The organism is Saccharospirillum impatiens DSM 12546 (assembly GCF_000423605.1).
Taxonomy (GTDB): Bacteria; Pseudomonadota; Gammaproteobacteria; order Pseudomonadales; family Natronospirillaceae; genus Saccharospirillum; species Saccharospirillum impatiens.
Map to the genome: position 1 here is coordinate 169,160 of NZ_AUIH01000004.1, position 18,529 is coordinate 187,688.

The 18,529-nt window shown below is 57.4% G+C and carries 18 protein-coding genes; 3 read left to right on the top strand and 15 right to left on the bottom strand.

Translation table 11 applies throughout. The features are described 5' to 3' along the window. Window positions 1-197: 197 nt before the first annotated feature. Complete coding sequence (locus G565_RS0104375) at window positions 198-674, top strand: DUF11 domain-containing protein (RefSeq protein WP_169579612.1); 477 nt, start codon at window positions 198-200, stop codon at window positions 672-674. 80 nt (window positions 675-754) lie between these two features. On the opposite strand, the gene G565_RS25785 is transcribed toward G565_RS0104375, so the two are convergent. The 15 genes from G565_RS25785 to ccmA form a co-directional block, all read right to left on the bottom strand. After that, entirely contained in the window at window positions 755-1,234 is a 480-nt protein-coding gene (locus G565_RS25785) for a DUF2489 domain-containing protein (RefSeq protein ID WP_051207319.1), read from the bottom strand. Window positions 1,235-1,323: 89 nt separating this feature from the next. Further along, window positions 1,324-1,620 (bottom strand): YheU family protein, encoded by a 297-nt coding sequence (locus G565_RS22950; RefSeq protein ID WP_051207321.1) that lies wholly within the window; start codon window positions 1,618-1,620, stop codon window positions 1,324-1,326. Then, entirely contained in the window at window positions 1,617-2,054 is a 438-nt protein-coding gene (locus G565_RS0104390) for a hypothetical protein (protein WP_028669867.1), read from the bottom strand. The genes G565_RS22950 and G565_RS0104390 overlap by 4 nt, the downstream gene beginning before the upstream one ends. A gap of 51 nt (window positions 2,055-2,105) precedes the next feature. Continuing rightward, window positions 2,106-4,145: an NAD-dependent DNA ligase LigA gene (gene ligA, locus G565_RS0104395; protein ID WP_028669868.1), complete on the bottom strand. Its 2,040-nt coding sequence runs from the start codon at window positions 4,143-4,145 to the stop codon at window positions 2,106-2,108. 13 nt (window positions 4,146-4,158) lie between these two features. Beyond that, a complete protein-coding gene (zipA, locus tag G565_RS25790) occupies window positions 4,159-5,334 on the bottom strand; it encodes a cell division protein ZipA (RefSeq protein WP_051207323.1) in 1,176 nt (391 codons plus the stop codon). Between the two features lie 13 nt (window positions 5,335-5,347). Next, complete coding sequence (gene smc, locus G565_RS0104405; protein ID WP_028669869.1) at window positions 5,348-8,851, bottom strand: chromosome segregation protein SMC; 3,504 nt, start codon at window positions 8,849-8,851, stop codon at window positions 5,348-5,350. A 198-nt stretch (window positions 8,852-9,049) separates the two neighbouring features. Continuing rightward, complete coding sequence (gene ccmI, locus G565_RS0104410) at window positions 9,050-10,264, bottom strand: c-type cytochrome biogenesis protein CcmI (protein ID WP_028669870.1); 1,215 nt, start codon at window positions 10,262-10,264, stop codon at window positions 9,050-9,052. Window positions 10,265-10,269: 5 nt separating this feature from the next. Next, complete coding sequence (locus G565_RS0104415) at window positions 10,270-10,731, bottom strand: cytochrome c-type biogenesis protein (protein ID WP_028669871.1); 462 nt, start codon at window positions 10,729-10,731, stop codon at window positions 10,270-10,272. Next, the gene (locus G565_RS0104420) at window positions 10,718-11,251 is read right to left on the bottom strand and encodes a DsbE family thiol:disulfide interchange protein (protein ID WP_028669872.1); all 534 of its coding nucleotides are present in this window, start codon (window positions 11,249-11,251) and stop codon (window positions 10,718-10,720) included. The genes G565_RS0104415 and G565_RS0104420 overlap by 14 nt, the downstream gene beginning before the upstream one ends. Continuing rightward, window positions 11,248-13,200 carry a heme lyase CcmF/NrfE family subunit gene (locus G565_RS0104425; protein ID WP_028669873.1) on the bottom strand — a complete coding sequence of 651 codons (1,953 nt, stop codon included), beginning with the start codon at window positions 13,198-13,200 and terminating at the stop codon, window positions 11,248-11,250. The genes G565_RS0104420 and G565_RS0104425 overlap by 4 nt, the downstream gene beginning before the upstream one ends. Before the next feature lie 8 nt (window positions 13,201-13,208). Beyond that, window positions 13,209-13,697, bottom strand: a complete 489-nt coding sequence (gene ccmE / locus G565_RS0104430) for a cytochrome c maturation protein CcmE (RefSeq protein ID WP_028669874.1) — start codon at window positions 13,695-13,697, stop codon at window positions 13,209-13,211. Beyond that, complete coding sequence (ccmD, locus tag G565_RS0104435; protein WP_037337654.1) at window positions 13,694-13,870, bottom strand: heme exporter protein CcmD; 177 nt, start codon at window positions 13,868-13,870, stop codon at window positions 13,694-13,696. Before ccmD ends, ccmE begins: the two co-directional genes overlap by 4 nt. Continuing rightward, the gene (ccmC, locus tag G565_RS0104440) at window positions 13,870-14,571 is read right to left on the bottom strand and encodes a heme ABC transporter permease CcmC (RefSeq protein ID WP_425413965.1); all 702 of its coding nucleotides are present in this window, start codon (window positions 14,569-14,571) and stop codon (window positions 13,870-13,872) included. The genes ccmD and ccmC overlap by 1 nt, the downstream gene beginning before the upstream one ends. Window positions 14,572-14,679: 108 nt before the next feature. Then, on the bottom strand, window positions 14,680-15,357 hold the full coding sequence (gene ccmB / locus G565_RS0104445; RefSeq protein ID WP_028669877.1) for a heme exporter protein CcmB: 678 nt from the start codon (window positions 15,355-15,357) through the stop codon (window positions 14,680-14,682). Then, window positions 15,354-15,989 (bottom strand): cytochrome c biogenesis heme-transporting ATPase CcmA, encoded by a 636-nt coding sequence (ccmA, locus tag G565_RS0104450; protein WP_028669878.1) that lies wholly within the window; start codon window positions 15,987-15,989, stop codon window positions 15,354-15,356. Before ccmA ends, ccmB begins: the two co-directional genes overlap by 4 nt. A gap of 278 nt (window positions 15,990-16,267) precedes the next feature. Here ccmA and G565_RS0104455 point away from each other — a divergent pair, with 278 nt between their 5' ends. Beyond that, window positions 16,268-18,187 (top strand): flagellar hook-length control protein FliK, encoded by a 1,920-nt coding sequence (locus G565_RS0104455; protein WP_028669879.1) that lies wholly within the window; start codon window positions 16,268-16,270, stop codon window positions 18,185-18,187. Continuing rightward, complete coding sequence (locus G565_RS22960; RefSeq protein WP_037337657.1) at window positions 18,184-18,528, top strand: EscU/YscU/HrcU family type III secretion system export apparatus switch protein; 345 nt, start codon at window positions 18,184-18,186, stop codon at window positions 18,526-18,528. The genes G565_RS0104455 and G565_RS22960 overlap by 4 nt, the downstream gene beginning before the upstream one ends. Window position 18,529: the final 1 nt, after the last annotated feature.

Here is an 18,529-nt window from a genome sequence, read left to right on the forward strand (position 1 = left end):
CTGGCGTTTTAGTCCATGCGGTCTCACGGCCTTCAGTAGGTGCACCCGGTGCTCCTCGGATTGCAAGTGGCTGATCAATAGCGAATTTTTGACTCGTGACACCAGCGCTCGTTGCATCCTATGGCAAACGGTGTAAAGAGGATCATATATGGATACTATGCGTTGAGATGCATCGCGCAGAATCTCGGGAGGGACTCATGAAGTGGACGCTTAACCGGACTCGCTACACCCGTTTGTGGCTGGTAAGCCTACTGTGCCTGATCAGTTTCGGCACTATTGCGGAAAGCCAGATCGAGGTGAAAGAAACCTTCTATCGACTGACCAAAGCAGAAGGTGACGCCAATTTCAATCGTGCTGAAATCATCGAAGCCCGGCCTGGCGATCTGCTGGAGCTGGAGGTCGAGGCGGTTAACACTGGCACCCAGACTCTCACTGATTTACTGCTGGTCAATACCGTTCCGACCGGTGGCGCTCAGTTGATTGAAGGCTCCTTCAAACTGGACGGTCGCGACGGTGAGTTCCGCCTGTCGCGTAATGGCAATACCTTCTTCCCGGCCGGTGTCGACATGCCAGCCAACGAAATTGGTTATATCCAATGGCTGATTTACAGCCTGCCTGCCGGGGAACGAGCGGTGCTGAGTTACCGGTTACGGGTGCCAAGAGCCGGTGAATAACTCAAGAATCGGGTTAGCACTGACTGGCACGGCACCACTGGCACGGCAGCGAACATTACCTCTGACTCTTGAGTAGTCAATTACTGAAGCGTCGCCCGGTTAATCTGTTGTAACCGGGAAAAACAGGCTTTCAAAGCGGCTTCGAACTCCGACTCTATCCTTTCCCGTTGCTGATCCTGTCTGTGACGCTCTGCGGGCGTCAGTTCCTTGCGGGACTGATGGGTATCGAAACCCTGCACCTGCTCAAATACCTGATCCAATACCTGATACGACTGGCGCTCCGCTTCCGGTAATTCCAGTGAATCCAGCAGAATTTTGCAGCGAATCGTCGCTTCGGTCAGGTTCAGATCTTCTTCCAGCACATTGGTTGATATGATTTCCAGGCTTTGCAGTACAAATGCCTGACGTTCCTCGGTTTTCTGATCGTAAGCGGCCTGGGCTTGCTCGCGCGCTTGTGCTTGCTGGCGAACCTGACGCTGCAAACGCCAGGCAATGACGGCCAGTACGGCGATGATAACAATGGCGGCTAACGCCAGGCTGTAGAGTATCCAGGAATTCATCGGAACGACCTCTGATTCAATTGGTGGTGATGAATGAAGAGCTGTGTGTTGATACGGCTTATAAGCGGTTTCAGGTCAGTGACTGAGTGTCAGGCATCGCCCGATTGATCCCTGTCATGCTCGTTAGTACCGCTGCCGGTCTGGTCTTCCCAGGCTTCTTTCTGATCGCTGCGGCGGACTTCGTCGCGGGGCATGATGTTCAGGGTCTCTTCGGTCTCGCTCCACAGAATCACCAGATCCCCGTCGAGCACACGAGCGCGCGCCTGTGGCACAGCCTCGTCCAGCCCCCCTTCTACCAGTCCCCAGTCTTCTCCCTGGCGCATCAGCCATTCGCGGACGATGCCATCCAGGGTTTCCGGCGCAAGCTGCTCGGGCGGTATGATCATGGTCTGGCCCGTCCAAACGACACTTCATGCTCCCATTCGCAGTGAACCGACAGGTCATCGCTCGGCGCGTGGTAGGCGCCAGGGCTGTCCCACTGGAAGGTATGGTTGCCGGACAGCTCGGTTTCAAGGTGCACCGTGGCCGAGACCCAGTACATTTTTTTCAGCAACTGTTCAAACTTGGCAATCCAGGCCTCCCAGTGGTATTCCACCGCCTGATAGGAAGCCGCGAAGTGGATGACCTGAGTCTGGTAGGTGCCCTGCTCCAGCTCCTCTGTTGGAATCGAGAACATGCTGGTGGTCAGATAGGGAAAACTGTCCAGATCGGTCAGGCTCAGGATGACGTCGCAATTGATCAGACGGCTGTTCAATAAAAAGCGCGTATCGTTGGAGGGGACGTCACGAATGACGCCGTATACCAGGGTTTCCTGATCCATGTCAGCGACACCTCCCTGGTAGCTGGCTTAACCAATGGGCTATCCCGGCTCCTATTGCCATAACCGGTGCTCCCTCAGTACATCCAGAAATGCGGCCTCATCCATGACTGGAACATCCAGGTCGGTGGCTTTTTTCAACTTGCTGCCAGCACCCGGGCCGGCCACCAGTTGACTGGTTTTGGCTGACACACTGCCCGCCACTTTAGCGCCCAGGCGTTGCAAATAATCTTTGGCTTCGTCGCGACTCAGGGCTTCAAGCTTGCCCGTCACTACCCAGGTCTGTCCCGACAGAGGCATTGACCCTGAAGCCGGAGCCGGGTCGGGCCAGGTAAGACCGAGGCCAACCAGTCTTTCTATCTCCAGACGATTGTTCGGTTCCTCAAAAAAGTGACGAACATGAGCAGCAACCTTAGGGCCGACGTCATCCACCTCGAGTAATGTCTCTTCGGTGGCACTCCAGAGTTTTTCCAGTCCGCCAAAATGCTGGGCCAGGTTGGCCGCCGTAGTCACGCCGACCTCGCGTATACCCAGCGCGTACAGAAACCGGGGCAACGTCGTCTGTTTGGCCGCATCGATGGCATTGATCACATTGTTGGCCGATTTTTCGCCCATGCGATCGAGCTCAACCAACTGGTCTGCGGTCAATTCAAACAAATCGCCGGGTGTGTGTAAGAGCCCTTTTTCGAGCAAGGTATCGATCAGCTTCTCACCCAGCCCTTCAATGTCCAGCGCCCGGCGCGACACAAAATGCTTGAGCGCTTCACGCCGTTGCGCGTCGCAATGAATGCCACCGGTGCAGCGTGACACCGCCTCACCTTCCACGCGCTCTACCGCAGAGCCACAAACCGGGCAGGCGGCAGGCAACTCAACCGCTTTGGCATCGACTGGGCGCTGATCGTCCACAACGCGAACCACTTGCGGAATCACATCCCCGGCCCGACGCACGATGACGGTATCGCCTATGTGAACACCGATTCGCTCGACCTCGTCCATGTTGTGCAAGGTGGCATTGCTGACCGTCACCCCACCGACAAAAACGGGCTCCAGTCGGGCGACCGGGGTCAGCGCGCCAGTACGACCTACCTGAAACTCGACATCAAGCAGCCGCGTCATCTCTTCCTGCGCCGGAAATTTGCGGGCAATGGCCCAGCGCGGCGCGCGCGAGACAAAGCCCAGACGCTGCTGCAATTGAAACCGGTTGATCTTATAGACGATGCCGTCAATTTCATAAGTCAGGTCGTCCCGACGCCCGAGCATACGCTGGTAATACGCCAGCATGTCGTCGAGCCCGGTCACGACCCGACTCTCGTCGTTTATCTTCAACCCCCAGCCGGCGAGCGCGTTCAGGGTGTCATAATGTGTCTCAGGCAAGCTCCCGCCCTCGACCCGGCCAACCGAATAGCAACACATCTCCAGTGGCCGCTTTGCCGTCAATTGCGGGTCAAGCTGTCGCAAACTTCCGGAGGCGGCGTTACGCGGGTTAACGAAGACCTTCTCGCCCTGCTCCAACGCCTGGGCATTCATTCGTTCAAAGCCTTGGCGGGGCATGTATATTTCACCACGCACTTCCAGCACTTTGGGCCAGCCATCGCCACGCAAACTCAACGGAATACTGCGAATGGTGCGCACGTTCGCGGTGATGTCTTCACCGGTGGTGCCATCCCCCCGGGTTGCACCACGCACCAGCCGGCCGTCTTCGTACAACAAGCTGATGGCAATGCCATCCAGCTTCGGCTCACACGCCAGTTCCAGCGCGTCGGTCGTGTTCATCCGGTCTTGCAGGCGTTTATAAAAGGCCGCCAGATCCTCGTCACTGAAAGCATTGTCGAGCGACAGCATGGGCACTTCGTGCTGCACCTGGGTAAAACCCGCCTGGGGCTGCCCACCAACACGTTGTGTAGGGGAGTCGTCTCGGACCCACTCCGGATGCGCAGCTTCAATCGAGATCAGCTTCTGCATCAGTCGGTCATACTCCGCATCCGGTAAGCTGGACTCGTTGAGTACGTAATACTCGTAATCCAGCTGCCGTATACGCGTCACCAGGTCGTCGTGGTCATTACGGTTCGGGTCGGTTTGTTGTAAATCGGTCATCCGGTAGTTCTGATCATTCGTGTGCCTGAATCAGTTGTGAGCGAGCAAAGTTACGCAAGCGCTCGCGATAATGTTCGACCCGCTGCGGCGTGACCGTGCTGTGCTCTTCATCCAGCAGATCCGCATCCAGGTTCTTGCTAAGGTAAACCGCCATCTCGTACATATGATCGAACGACGTCATCATGTCGGCATGAAGCGGCAATTGCATAAAAATCGTAACACCGGGTGTCGCCATCTGGTCCATAGCGTCCGGGTTTAACGTGCCGGGTTGAACGCAGTTAGCCAGACTGAACTCCATCTGCCCCTGCGGATTGCGGTAATGGAAAATATCCAGCGGACCGAAACGCAGGCCGGCGCGCAGCAACAGTTCCAACAAATCGCCCCCGGCGATTTCACCCTTGTCACGCGCCATAACATGCATAATGACCAGTTCTTCAACGGGTCGAGTGTCTTCTTTGTATTCCGGTTCCGCGTTCTGTACGGCAGAGTCTGTCGGCTCATTGACCGGCTGTGGCTGCGGTTCGGCAAGCCCCGGATCCGGTGCGTCAACGTCGTCGACGTCATCCCGGGAATCCTCATCCTCTTGCCCGTGGCGGTCAGGGTCTTGCGCATCAATCGATGGCTCGCTGGCTCGCTCTTCCGTTTCATCGCCATGCATTTCCGGCACGGAGCCACCCCGGCTTTCATCCTCATCGACGGCGCTAAAGTGCCAATCGTTGTTCCAGTGCTCCGCCTCGTCTTTCGCTGAGAGTGACGGGTGCTCACTCTGGCGATCCGGTGTTACTGATGCTGCTCCGGTCGGTTCTTTCGGATCTTCTTTGAATTCGGGCTCACGATCAAAATCCAGAGCCTGCTGTTCTGCCCGGTCATTGAACGGCGCCGGGGCACTCCGGTCAGATTCGGGCTCGGCATCCACCGAATCCATCAACATGGGCACGCGTTCGCGCAAGTTCAGTTTTGAACTGATGACGTCGCGCTCCTCCTCGGTCATGTCGCGTATCCGGGCGCCGCCATTGGGCAGTTCACGGGCAAGCTCGGCTTTTTTCTTCTCTTCTTCCGGGTCTGGACCCAGATCCGTCACCGAGCGGCGAGGCTTGGGCTTGCGCAGCTTCATGCGGCGCACGCCGTCCCAAACGATCACGGCAATCAGCACGATGCCCAGTATGATCAGTACGTCACGCAATTCCATTCGCCGGTCCCCGTTACATGGCTGCCAGTTCGGCAGCCTCCTCAACGTTCACAGATACCAGACGCGACACGCCCGGCTCGTTCATGGTCACACCCATCAGCTGGTGTGCCATTTCCATCGCAATCTTATTGTGCGTGATGTAGATAAACTGCACGTGTTCGGCCATAGCCTCCACCAATTTTGCGTAGCGTCCGACGTTGGCGTCATCCAACGGCGCGTCGACCTCATCCAGCATACAGAATGGCGCCGGATTCAGCCGGAAAATACTGAACACCAGGGCAATGGCGGTCAGTGCCTTTTCGCCCCCGGACAACAAATGAATGGTGCTGTTCCGTTTACCCGGTGGCCTGGCCATAATCGCCACGCCAGTATCGAGCAGGTCGTCACCGGTCAGCTCAAGATACGCATGGCCACCGCCGAAGACCTTGGGAAACAGCTCCTGCAACCCCTGGTTCACCCGATCGAAGGTTTCCTTGAATCGGGTTCGGGTTTCACGATCAATCTTGCGAATGGCATTCTCCAGTGTCTCCAGCGCTCGCTGCAAGTCCTGATCCTGCTCATCGAGGTAACGTTTACGCTCACTTTGCGTCTGATACTCTTCAATCGCAGCCAGGTTGATCGGCCCCAGCCGCTGAATTTTCGCGGCCAGTCGCTCAAGCGCCTCTTCCCACTGGGCTTCATTGGCCTCTTCAGGCAGATTGGCGATCACCGTATCGAGATCAAACTGTTGTTCAGCCAGTTGCTCGGCCAACGTGGCACGCCGGGTAATCTGAGTCTGGGCCGCCATCTTGTGCTGTTCAAGCTCGGTACGAACCGACATGGCCTGCTGGTCGGCAACGACACGCTGCTGCTCCAATGAGCGCATTTCAGCGTCTGAGCTCTCCATGGCGGTGCGTTTTTCCTGCAGCGACTCTTCCAGCTCGAGTCGCGCTTCGAGTTTGATCTCTAGTGTCTCGCGCAAATCATCCAGCGGGTCCTGGCGATCGTCCTTCTGCGATTTCAGGCGCTCCAGCCGTTCCTGAGCCCGCTCTTTCTGCTGGCCGGCGCGCTCCAGTGCACCAGTCAGCGAGCTCACTTCTGTCTGCAAGGTCTGCTGCTTCAGTTGCATTTGATGTTGAGCGTCGCGGGCCTGACGCACGGCGTCGCGTTTTTCGTCAAGCGTGATTCGGTGTTCTTCACGCTCGGCCATCAAGGCTTCACGCTCATCCACATCTTCTTCCATGGAATCCAGCGACTGCTGAAGTTCCTCCCGGTCCATGGCCAGCGATTCACGTTCAGCGGCCATCTGGGTTTCAACTTCCTGAATGTCTTCATTCAGGCGCGCCCGTCGCTCACGCATTTGTTCGGCCTGAACACGGCGACCGCTCAGTTCAGACTTGGCATCAGCCAGTTGCCTCGACAATTGCTGGTTATCGCGCTGCACCTGCTCGCGCTCTTCTTCGATGGATTTTTGTTGCATCAGCGCCATGTTCAGGCTGACGTCGAGATCTTCCTCGACGGCCTCCAGTTCATCGAGCTCGTCGACCAGCGTTTCCAGCTCCTGCTGCTGGCTGAGTAACCCGTCTGAACCGCCCTCTCCGCGCTGGATACGCAGCCAGTTATGGCTGATCCAAACGCCATCCGGTGTAATCAGGCTTTCATGTGGGGCCAGGCTGTCACGTCGTGCCAACGCATCGTCAAGACTGGTAGCCGTGTACACGGACGACAGCCAGGGAGACAGATCACGATCGCATTGAACCTTGCCCAACAGTGACTGGCTGGTATCGGCTCCGTCGCGGGCACGCTCGGTCGACAACAGAGTCAGTGTGCCGTCCTGAAAACGGCTGATCGCACCGCTGACTGAATCCAGAGAATCAATGGCAATGGCCTGGAGGCGGTCGCCCAATACGGCTTCGACCGCCGCTTCCCAACCCGGCTCAACACTCAATTCTTGCGCCAGCCGGCGCGCCTCGCGCAGTTGGTGACTGGCCAGCCAGTCGCGCACGCCCTGGGCTTCATCGCCCATGGCCGCTTTAATCAGGGCCTGCAATGTTGCCTGCCTGCCCTGCTTCTGCTGCAGTTGCTGACGCACGCTGTCGTGTTCACGTCGCTTGGTTTCAGCTTGCTCGCGGCTTCGCTGCTGCTGCTCTGCCAGTTCATCCACACGCGTCTGGAATTGCTCGGCGCGCATTTCCAGCTCGTCCGTCTGATCGATCAGTGCTTCAAGGTTCTCGGCGTCAGGGTCGGCTGCGAGTTGGTCGCGCTCCCGATATAAAGTTTCCTGACGACGGTGCAACTGCTCGATGACGCGTTCCAGATGCTGAATGCGAGACTGAGCAACCTCTGCCTGGCGTTTCGGGCCCTGAGCGTTCTGATTAAACTGGTCCCAGCGGCTCTGCCAGTCTTGCTGGCGCTGCTCGAGATCAGCCAGTTCATCGGCCGCGAGCGCTACCTGTTCTTCGGCGGCTTCAAGCTCCGGAGCCAGCATTTCCAGCAGTTCCCGGGCTTCCTCTACCCGGTCGCTGTCGGACTGGCTCGCCTGAGTAGCTTCCTGAAGGGTACGCTCGGCGTCCTGAATATCCTGCACCAGTTGGTGGCTTTGTTCCTGGCGATGCTGCATGGTCTGTTCAAACCGCGCCACTTCGTTGCCAAGCTGGTAATACTGGGCCTGAACGTCATTAAAGGCCTCTGTTGCGGCATGGTGAGCCTCACGCAACGCTTCTATGTCGGCATCAATACGGCGCTGTTCAGTAACGAAGCTTTCATACCGGGTTTCAAACTCGGCAATGCGCATGTCCTGTTCAGACACTTCCCGGTCAAGCCCTTGCCAGCGCAAGGCAGACAGTTGAGCGCGGGTGGTTCGTTCTTCTTGCTTGAATTCTTTGTATTTCTCGGCTGACTGCGCCTGGCGGTGCAAGTGCTGCAACTGACGTTCCAGCTCTTCACGAATATCGGTGAGACGTTCGAGGTTTTCGCGGGTGCGACGCATCCGGTTTTCGGTTTCGCGGCGACGCTCTTTGTAGCGCGAAATGCCTGCTGCTTCTTCGATGGTATTGCGCAGGTCTTCCGGCTTGGCCTCGATCAGGCGTGAAATCATGCCCTGTTCGATGATGGCATAACTGCGCGCGCCCAAACCGGTGCCCAGGAACAGGTCGGTGACGTCCTTGCGACGGCACTTGGTACCGTTCAGGAAATAGGTGGACTGGCCATCCCGGGTAACCCGGCGGCGAATCGAAATTTCATTGAAGGCCGCGTACTCGCCTTTCAGGGAATGATCTGAATTATCGAACACGAGTTCGACTGAGCACTGGCCAACGGGTTTCCGGGCGTTACTGCCGTTGAAAATGACGTCGGTCATCGATTCGCCACGCAAGTGCTTGGCGGACGACTCCCCCATCACCCAGCGCACCGCATCGATGGTATTGGATTTGCCACAGCCGTTCGGCCCAACAATCGCCGACAGATTCGTCGGGAACGGAATGGTGGTCGGATCAACAAAGGATTTGAACCCGGCCATTTTAATACTTTTCAATCGCATAGGGCGATGTCTGTCCAGGGCTAGCGGGCCCGGCATCATGCCAGGCCCCACAATCGAATCAATGCATTCGATTCTAGCGTCAATCGCGGCTGGTTGAAACCGTCACCCGCCGTCGTTTTTTAGTGTCAGATCAAGGACTTAGATTTCCTGCCAAAAATGAGACGCCAGTCAAGCCGGAACCGGACCAAGGTCCCGCTATTAGGGTTGACGAACCTCCAGATCAACCTGGAAGTCACTCTGCTCGGTAAGATCAAGTATCACGTCTTCTGCTTCCCAGTCACCTGCCGCAGGTTCGGCAACCCCCTGAAATGACACCCGGGCGGAAATGACCACCTCGCCCTGGCCACTGAGACCGCCCATCCCGCCCATAGCGTCTGCGTCGGTCAACACGACCCTCATGTCACGGGAAGACACCGGCACACGCCTGACAGCCAGGGGCATTCGACTGCCATCCGGGCGAGCATAGACAAACAAAACAGCGGTTTCCGGCAATCCTTCCCAGGCCGTTGGCAGCGCCAGCCTGACGTCAATGCTGGGACCCAGATCGGCCTCATAGTCGATCCCCTGCTCCGACAGTGCAACCCGGGACCGGCCGATGAACTCATCAATCAGCCGAGTGTCCGCGGTATCGCCTGCCAATCGTTTCAGGCGCGTCCAATAATCAATGGAAGAGCGATAGGATTGGAGTTCAAACGTCAGGCGACCGGCAAAGCCGAGTGCCAGGGTGTTCTGAGCATTGTATTCAAGTGCCTCCTGAAACCGCTCCAGTGCGGGCTCAGCTTGCTCTTGCGCCCACAGGGTCTGGCCCAGATAGGCCAGAATCATCGATTCGTCTTCCGCATTGCGCGGTCCTTCACGCAGCAACGTCAGCACGCGTTCAAGCGTTGGCTGTGCCCGACTGAACTGACCCAGCTCCATTTGCATGTTGGCCAGCCGGAACCAGCCTTCCATATCGTCGGGGTGTTCCTGAAGCAAAGCTTCGTAACCATCAAGCGTTTCCATAAGATCGGCTTCGGTCGGGTCCGGATCAGACGCCAGTGCGATGAAATTATTGCGCACCTCGACTGCATCCGACGCGCCCCAAAACCCATAGAGCCCCCAGGCCGCACCAGACATAACGACGCCGGTGGCAACCACAACAAACAGCGGCACTGCTCGCCCGGGATCGGTATCACCGGCTTTGCGCGTATCTTCGAGCAAGGCGCGCTCGGTTTCTTCCTTGAACTGTTGGTAGTCGGTGTCTTCCAGATCCCCGCGCTGATGCTCTTCATCAAGCGCCTGTAAGCGGCTTTTGTGAATCTGGATGGACTCGGCAACCGAGTCACGCTCTGAGGCATTACCCCGTCGCCGTGCCAGCGTTGCAACAAACATCAACGCCACCAGCAACAGTGCACCAAATATAAAAATGGCCATAAAGGTTAAGAATCCTTTTCCAGCAGTGTCTGTAGACGGGTTCGCTCATCGGCACTGAGTTCATCCGGCGGCTCGCTTCCGGAACGCCTGGCCAGCCAGGTCACCGTGCCTGCACCGAGCAACAGGGCCAATACAGGCCCAAGCCAGAGCCAGACGGTGCCCCAGTCGAGTCGTGGCTGGTAGATCACAAATTCGGTATAGCGATCGATCATATAGCTAACCACCTGTTCATCGCTGTAGCCCAGGTGCAGTAGCTCATAGGTCTTATTACGCATATCGTCGGCAATGGGCGAGTTGGAGCCCGCGATGTTCTGGTTTTCGCATTTCGGACAACGCAGTTGCTGGGTGAGATCCAGATACCGCTCACGCAGTGTGTCGTTATCAAATATCAGAGTTTCTTGCTCGGCAACGGCAAACAGCGACATCATCAGCAAGCCCGCCACAAGCAATCGGTTACTCCATCGCATCGTATACCGCCTTTAACTTGTTCTCCCACAACGCCGAATCAATCGGGCCCTGAAACCGGTGACGAATGATGCCCGAGGAGTCGACGAAAAAGGTTTCCGGCGCTCCGGTCACACCCAGCTCGAACCCGAGGTCACCGTTGGGATCAAAGACGTCAATGTCATAGGGGTTGGCGTAGTCGCGCAACCAGGTGACCGCCAGGTCACGGTCATCTTTGTAATTAACACCGATGATGCGCACGCCCTCACTCGCCAGGCTATTAAGGTAGGGGTGTTCGAACTTGCACGACGGACACCAGGTCGCCCAGAAATTCATCAGGTAGGGGTCACCGTCGAGGTTCTCTTCAGTCAGCGTTCGCTGGCTGTCATTGACATCGGTGAGGCGAAACGCAGGCATTTCCCGGCCTTCCAGTGCTGAGTCCATTTCCTGGGGGTTAACCCCGGTTAACAGGGCAAAACCGAACAGGCTCATCATCACAGCGATGGCGATAAATGGCAGAAAGAAAACCAGTCGCTTACTCACAACGTCACCCCCGACTTTCTCCGGTAGCGCCTATCCAGTACCGCCACTACACCGCCCAATGCCATCAACAGCGCCCCGAGCCAGATCCAGCGGATAAAAGGTTTTACCTGCAACCGCAATGACCAGACCTGGCGGCTGTCATCCAGCGGCTCAGCCAAGGAGGCGTAGAGATCGCGGAACAAGCCCGCATCAATACCCGCTTCAGTCATGGTGTTGGACTGGACGGTATAAAACCGCTTTTCGGGCGTGAGAATAGCCACCTGACGATCATTCTTCAGCACCGCCAGACGACCCTGATCCCCCCTGAAATTTGAACCACTGATGACGTCGGTGCCTGCAAACTCAAAATCATAGTTGCCCATGGTTACCCGGTCTCCCGGACCCATGCGGTAATCACGCGTCACTTCGTAATTCGACACCAGCACCACGCCAATCACGGCAAAAACCAACCCCAGGTGCGCCAGCCACATTCCCCAGAATCCACCACCAGCTCGCGCCAGAGCACGCCAGGGGTTGCTCGCATTGCGGGTCCGGTCAAGCAGCAACCGAACCAGACCAGCCAACAACCAGAACGCCAGCGACAGGCCCAACCAGACTTGCCAGTGAAAGCGGCCAGCAACCAGCAATGGCAGCACCAGGCCGGCTACAACGGCCAGCGGAATACCGACTTTCAATAAGGTGGAAAGGTCCTGGCCCGGGTGTCGCTTCCAGCGCAACAGCTGCCCCACGGCCACCAATGACAGCAGAAACACCATAAAGAAATTGAACATGGCGTTAAAATAAGGGGCTCCGACGGATATTTTGCGCAGGTTCAACGCATCAAATACCAGTGGAAACAAGGTTCCCAGCAACACCATAAAGGTAATAACAACCAGAATGATGTTATTGAACTGCAGGAACGTTTCCCGCGACAACAAGCGGTATTCACCGGCAACGCGTATTTGAGAGGCGCGCACGGCATACAGCAGCAAAGAACCCCCAACGGTCACCAGAAGAATGGCCAGAATAAAGACGCCGCGTTCCGGGTCCGTGGCAAAGGAATGCACGCTGGTCAGAACACCACTACGCACCAGAAAGGTACCCAGCAAACTGAAGGAGAACGCCATAATGGCCAGCAACAGTGTCCAGGACTTGAACAGATTGCGTTTTTCAGTCACCGCCTGGGAATGAATCAGCGCGGTACCTACAAGCCATGGCATAAAAGACGCGTTTTCGACCGGGTCCCAGAACCACCAGCCGCCCCAACCGAGCTCGTAATAGGCCCACCAGCTGCCAAGTGCAATGCCGACGGTCAGAAACGCCCAGGCGACATTAGTCCAGGGGCGGGACCAGCGCACCCAGCCGGCATCAAAGCGACCGGTAATCAGCGCCGCGATGGCAAACGCAAAAGCGACCGAAAAGCCGACATACCCCATGTAGAGTGTCGGTGGATGCAGAATCAGCCCAATGTCCTGCAGCAGCGGGTTCAGGTCAGCACCGTCACCCGGCGGAATCGGTAACAATCGGTCAAACGGATTGGAGGTTTCCAGTAAAAACAATAAAAAGGCAACGGCGATGATGCCCATGACACCCAACACCGCGCTCTTCAATTCGAGTGACAGACTGCGAGCAAACAGACTGACCGCAACGGCCCACCCTGCCAGCATCAGTATCCACAACAGCATGGAGCCTTCGTGGTTACCCCAGGTGGCGGAAATCTTGTAGAACCAGGGCAGTCGCGTGTTCGAGTTTTCGGAAACAATCCGAACGGAAAAATCATCGTTCACGAAGCTGGCAACGAGCAAACCAAAGCCAACACACAGAAACACGAACAACCCCCATGTCCAGGCGGGGGCTGTGCGCTGATAGCCCGGATGCCCGGCAACGACACCGTACAAGGGCATAATGGCCAGACCCAGGGCCATCAGAAACGCCAGGATCAGGGAAAATTGTCCAAATTCCGGTAACATAATACTCCTCAGTAACCGTAGCTGCTGGTGGCATTGGCGCCAGAGGCGTCAGCACCGGTATTGTTGGAGGCCTGCTCTGCTCGCTCCAGCGCATCGGTAATTTCCACCGGCATGTAGGTTTCATCGTGCTTGGCCAGCACTTCACTGGCAACGACGATACCGGCACTGTTCAACTGGCCGATAGCGACAACACCATCACCTTCGCGAAACAGGTCGGGTAAAATGCCGTCGTATTCGACGGTGACGTCGGCGGCGAAATCAGTCACCACAAACTGCACTTTCAAGGTTTCATCTTCACGCGTGACTGACCCTTCGCGCACCATGCCTCCGGCCCGGATCTGACGATCCAGCGGCGCTTCACCGCGAGCGATGTCCGATGGTGAATAGAAGAAATTCATGTTTTGTCCCAGAGCAAACAACACCAGCAATACAGTGACCCCAACGCCACCGGTCCCGAGCAAAATCAGCATCAATCGTTGTTTACGTTTTGGATTCATCGTTGCTCCCGCCGCATCCGGCGCTTGTGATCGGAAATCAGTCGTTGGCGATGCAAACGCGGTGCGACCACGTTGAACGCGATCACCGCTGCACCCACGGCATAGGCAGACCAGACATAGACACCGTGGTCACCCATGGCCAGAAAGGCCGAAAAAGACTCAAAAGCACCCATTATTGGCCCTCTGAAAATCGGTTTAGCTCATCTTCAACCCAGCGTGACTTGCGTTCACGTTGCAGGATTTCGAGCCGGGTACGCATCAGTACCCAAGCCATGCTGGCCAGATAAAACCCCAGTATGGCCATCAAAAAAGGGATCAGCATACTGGTGTGCATGGGCGGCGCTTCCGTGAATTTCAGGGTGGCCGGCTGATGCAGCGTGTTCCACCATTCGACCGAAAACTTAATAATGGGTAAATTGACCACTCCAACCAGGGCCAGAATTGCAGCGGCACGATCACCACTCTCCGGACGTTCCATGGCGTTGTGCAGTGCCCAAAGACCCAAATAGAGTAAAAGCAGCACAAGCATCGAGGTCAGCCGGGCATCCCATTCCCACCAGGTTCCCCAGGTTGGCTTGCCCCAGATGGCACCCGTCACCAGCGCCAGCAGGGCCATACTGGCACCAACAGGAATGCACTGTTTGGCAACGAAAAACGCCAGTTTCATTTTCCAAACCAGACCCACAAGGCCCAAAACCGCAATGGCGGCGTAGATCGCTTGCGACAGAAACGCCGACGGAACATGGATAAAAATGATCCGGTAACTGTTGCCCTGCAGTCGCTCAACCGGTGCGAACAGCAGGCCCCAGACCAGCGCCGTGGCAATGATCAGCGTCGCCGCCCAGCCAAGCCAGAAACTCCAGGGTTGGCTCATGGTGTAAAACCACTTCGGCGACGACCATTTGTGAAACCACCGGACAAAGGCTTGCCACATGCTAGAGATACTCCCACCGTCCGGTCCATCCGGACGGCCTGTTCGAATTCAATCGCCCACCGCAATGCGCAGGGCGGCAACGGTCAGCAGGGGCGCCAGCGCCAGCGACCCGGTGGTCATGGCCGCCAGCATCGCCAATTGTGCCAGCCAGGGCAGACCCGCCACCTGAGCCTGAACTGCGCCCGTTCCAAAGATAATAACCGGCACAAACAACGGCATAATGAGTAGGGTCAATAATAAGCCGCCTTTTTGCAAACCCACCGTCAGTGCAGCGCCAATGCCGCCTATCAGACTCAGACTGAGCGTTCCGAGCGCCAGAGTCAGCATCAACAGCGGCAATGCACTACCGGGCAGCCCCAGCATCACCGATAATAACGGTGCCATAACAGTGAGCGGCAGCCCGGTCACCAGCCAGTGCACCCCAACCTTGCACACAACAAGAGACGTCGGTGGCAGTGCGGCCAGGAGCATCTGCTCCAACGAGCCGTCTTCATAGTCACTTCGAAACAACAGATCGAGTGACAATAAATTGGCCAGCAATGCACCGACCCACAACACTCCGGGGGCCATCTCGGCCAGTTTGGCCATATCCGGTGTTACGCCCAGTGGGAACAACACAACAACAATCAGGAAAAACAACAATGGGTTGGCCAGGTCTGAACGCCGCCGATAAGCCAACTGCATTTCACGACGGAACACGGAGCTGAGCAGGGGCAGAAGCGTCATGACCCGCCTCCCAGCGCCAGTGTTCTCACGGTTTCACTGTCAAGACCGTGGTGGCTGGTCATAATGACACTGCCCCCTGCCCGGGCGAATTCTATGATACGGGCTTTAAGGCGTTCGGTAGCCTCCACGTCGAGTGCCGTCAGAGGTTCATCCAACACCCAGGCGCGCACCCGATCCGGTTCCAGTGGCAAATAGAGCCGGGCCAGGGCCACTCGTCGCTGTTGCCCGGCCGATAACTGATGACTGGGTACATCTTCAAACCCCCGCAAGCCCACTGTGTCCAGCGCATCCCAGACGACCGACTCCGCGACACGAATACCATGCAACGCCAGCGCATAAGCCATATTTTCGAGCGGCGATTGTAACAACGTCACCGCTGGCCTATGGGCGATATACCAAATCTTTTCACAGGGTTCGCCGGTACTTTCCGGGGAATTCGGGAACCAGGTAACGACTCCTTCAACCACCGAACTGATGCCTACCAGGCGTCGCAGCAGGGTCGTCTTTCCGGACCCGTTCGGACCCGTCAGATGCAGGATTTCACCGCCTGATACGTCAAACGACAAATCCCTGAAAAGGTGCCGGTCATCGCGCTCGCAATCCAGTCCAACTGCGGACAACACTTGGGCCATGGTCTGTCTCTGAAAAAAGGTCGCGGGATTATACCCAGTCGGGCCCCGGAATACGAAAGTCTGACCGGTATTCGGTGGTTTCGGCGCTACAGTCTGTGGCCGCTGAGCCGTTAACCATTGTGGTTGAATTGGGTGTTGGCCACCTTAGCGAGTGCAGGCCTGCCCGGTTGCCTGCACGGACTAAAGGCACCGGTCAACCCCGCAAACACCTGGCGCCTGACTGGTATTTCCCGGCGACCGGGGTATGGTTAAATTTCCTTGAATGCACGGACCTGTAAATGGCTGGCATAGATCGCAGTGACGCGATAAAGCGTCCTACAGACAGCACACTGACACCGCGAACACTGGATCGTGGCAGTGAGCCTGTGATTCGCGTTCCGGCCGACGGCATAGAAGCACTTCGGCCTTCCCTGCCCGCGCTTGCTGTTGTCGTGGAACAAACGGTGATGGGCAGTCGTGACAAACCGCTCTACGATCTGGTGTTATCCCTCAATCAGCAGTGGGTGCGCGTGCAGAGTGAGCGCGCTATCCCGCCGGGTACGGTATTGATGGTGGAGGCAACACCAGAGAATCAGTTGAGGGTCCTCCCCCAGGTTGATGCCGCGCAACTGAACCGCATGATGCAAGCTTCCCTGCAATTCTGGCAGGCGCATTCGCTACCACGAGCCCATACCACGCAGATGCCAGCCCCACCCTCGGTCACAGCCTTGCAAACCCTGGCCGGTGGCGCCCCGGAGTTGCAGGCTATGGTGCAATGGCTCAGCCAGAAACCAGCACTCTCAGCCCAATCCATCGCGCAGTGGATGCAAGCATTCAGCCCACTGGCCCGGTTGCAACCGCCCGTTACCAGCCTATCCTCGACACCTCTGTTACCCGCTCAGTCACCGACGGTGACGAACGCCGTGACTGGCCAGCCATCGCCACTGCCCGGTTCTGTTACGACCACCATGGGCGCTCAGCCAATAGCACCCTTACTGCTTGCCAGTGCCTTGGTTCCTGGGGTAAGTACCAGTCCTATTGCCGCAGCTTCAGGGCTTATGAGGCCCGTACCCCACCCCGGCGCAACGGTCATGCTGATTCCACTTCCGGCCGGAGCGCCGTCATTGCCAGCCGGAACGGCCCTGGTGCTGCCAGTCGGAAGCGGTCAGGCTCATCGACCCGCGGCGACTCACCCTGGAATGCCAACGCCGCAGCCGGCCCAACCGGGTTCGCATCAAGTAAACCTGATACCCGCGGCCCTGGTAACCAGGCCGATATCACCGCCAACCTTGCAGTCGGCGATGACTGTACTGAATTCCGGTGCCACTGGAGCGGCTGCTCCGACCGCACTAGGCACTCCCCTCAAAGCACCTCAAAGCGCCTCAACAACGGTGCCACCGGGACAGTCGGGAACCACGCCCGTGAGCCTGAACCCAACCGCCACGCCCGCTGATCCGCTGCTGTCGACGACCCGATTCAGCACGTTACCCGGCCCGGCTGGCGCGCCCGGGCAGGCCAGCGGCGAACAACGCCAGCCCGTCCCGCTGGAAGTCCGGTTATCTCAATGGCTGGCGGTACTCGATAGCCGCATTCAGCAGCACCCGGCAAGCTTGCAACAGGCTCTGGCGCAACAGGCCCAGCGTCTGTTGAATACACCGTCGCCCGGTTACGCGCCTGGCGTCACCGTACAAAACCAGGCCGGGTCAGCCCCAATCAAACAGGATGACCTGCAGCCACTGTTGCAACTGAGAACATTGCTGGAGAGCATGCAAGGCAAGACCCAGAACAATGCTATTCAGCAGGCCCTGGGCAGCCTGGCCAACCCCGATGCACCGCCGGTTCAGCAGCTGAGCATTCCGCTGCTCTGGCTGGGGCCAAATCACTGGCTAAATATGGAATGGTGGCAGGAGAAACCCGACAGCGACGATACTGAGGCGGCCGCAGCGCAAAAGCACCCCTTCCGGTTTCGCCTGTTCTTTGAACTCACACCGCTGGCCCCATTGTGCGCTGACTTGCACTGGACACCCGACCACACCGACGTGATCTTCTGGTCGCAGGACCAGGGCACCCTCGGCATCATCAACAGTCACCTGGACACCCTGGAACAGTGGACCCAAGGGCTGGGCGAGCGCGCACTGCAAACTCGCCACGGCATGCCGCCCAAAAAGACGACCCCCGAACCCGACCAATTCAAACCCCTGGTGGACATTCGTACATGACCGATCAAAAAACCGGAACCAAGGCGGCCGCCCTGGAATACAAAGGCCAGAAAACACCGATCGTCAGCGCCCTGGGCACCGACGAAATGGCCGATGCCATCGTTGCCCTGGCTAAAGAACACGGTGTGCCGATCTATCAGGATGAAGACCTGGTCAACATCCTGACGCGCCTCAACACGGGCCAGGACATCCCCCCTGCCCTGTACGAATGGGTTGCCGGCATTCTGGCGTTCTCGTTCTTTTTGCGCGACAAAGTCCCGGAGGGTTTCTCACCCACAGCGACTCGCTCGGCTTATCAGAAAGTTCGGGAAGCGTATTCTGGATCAGACACTGATTCATGAC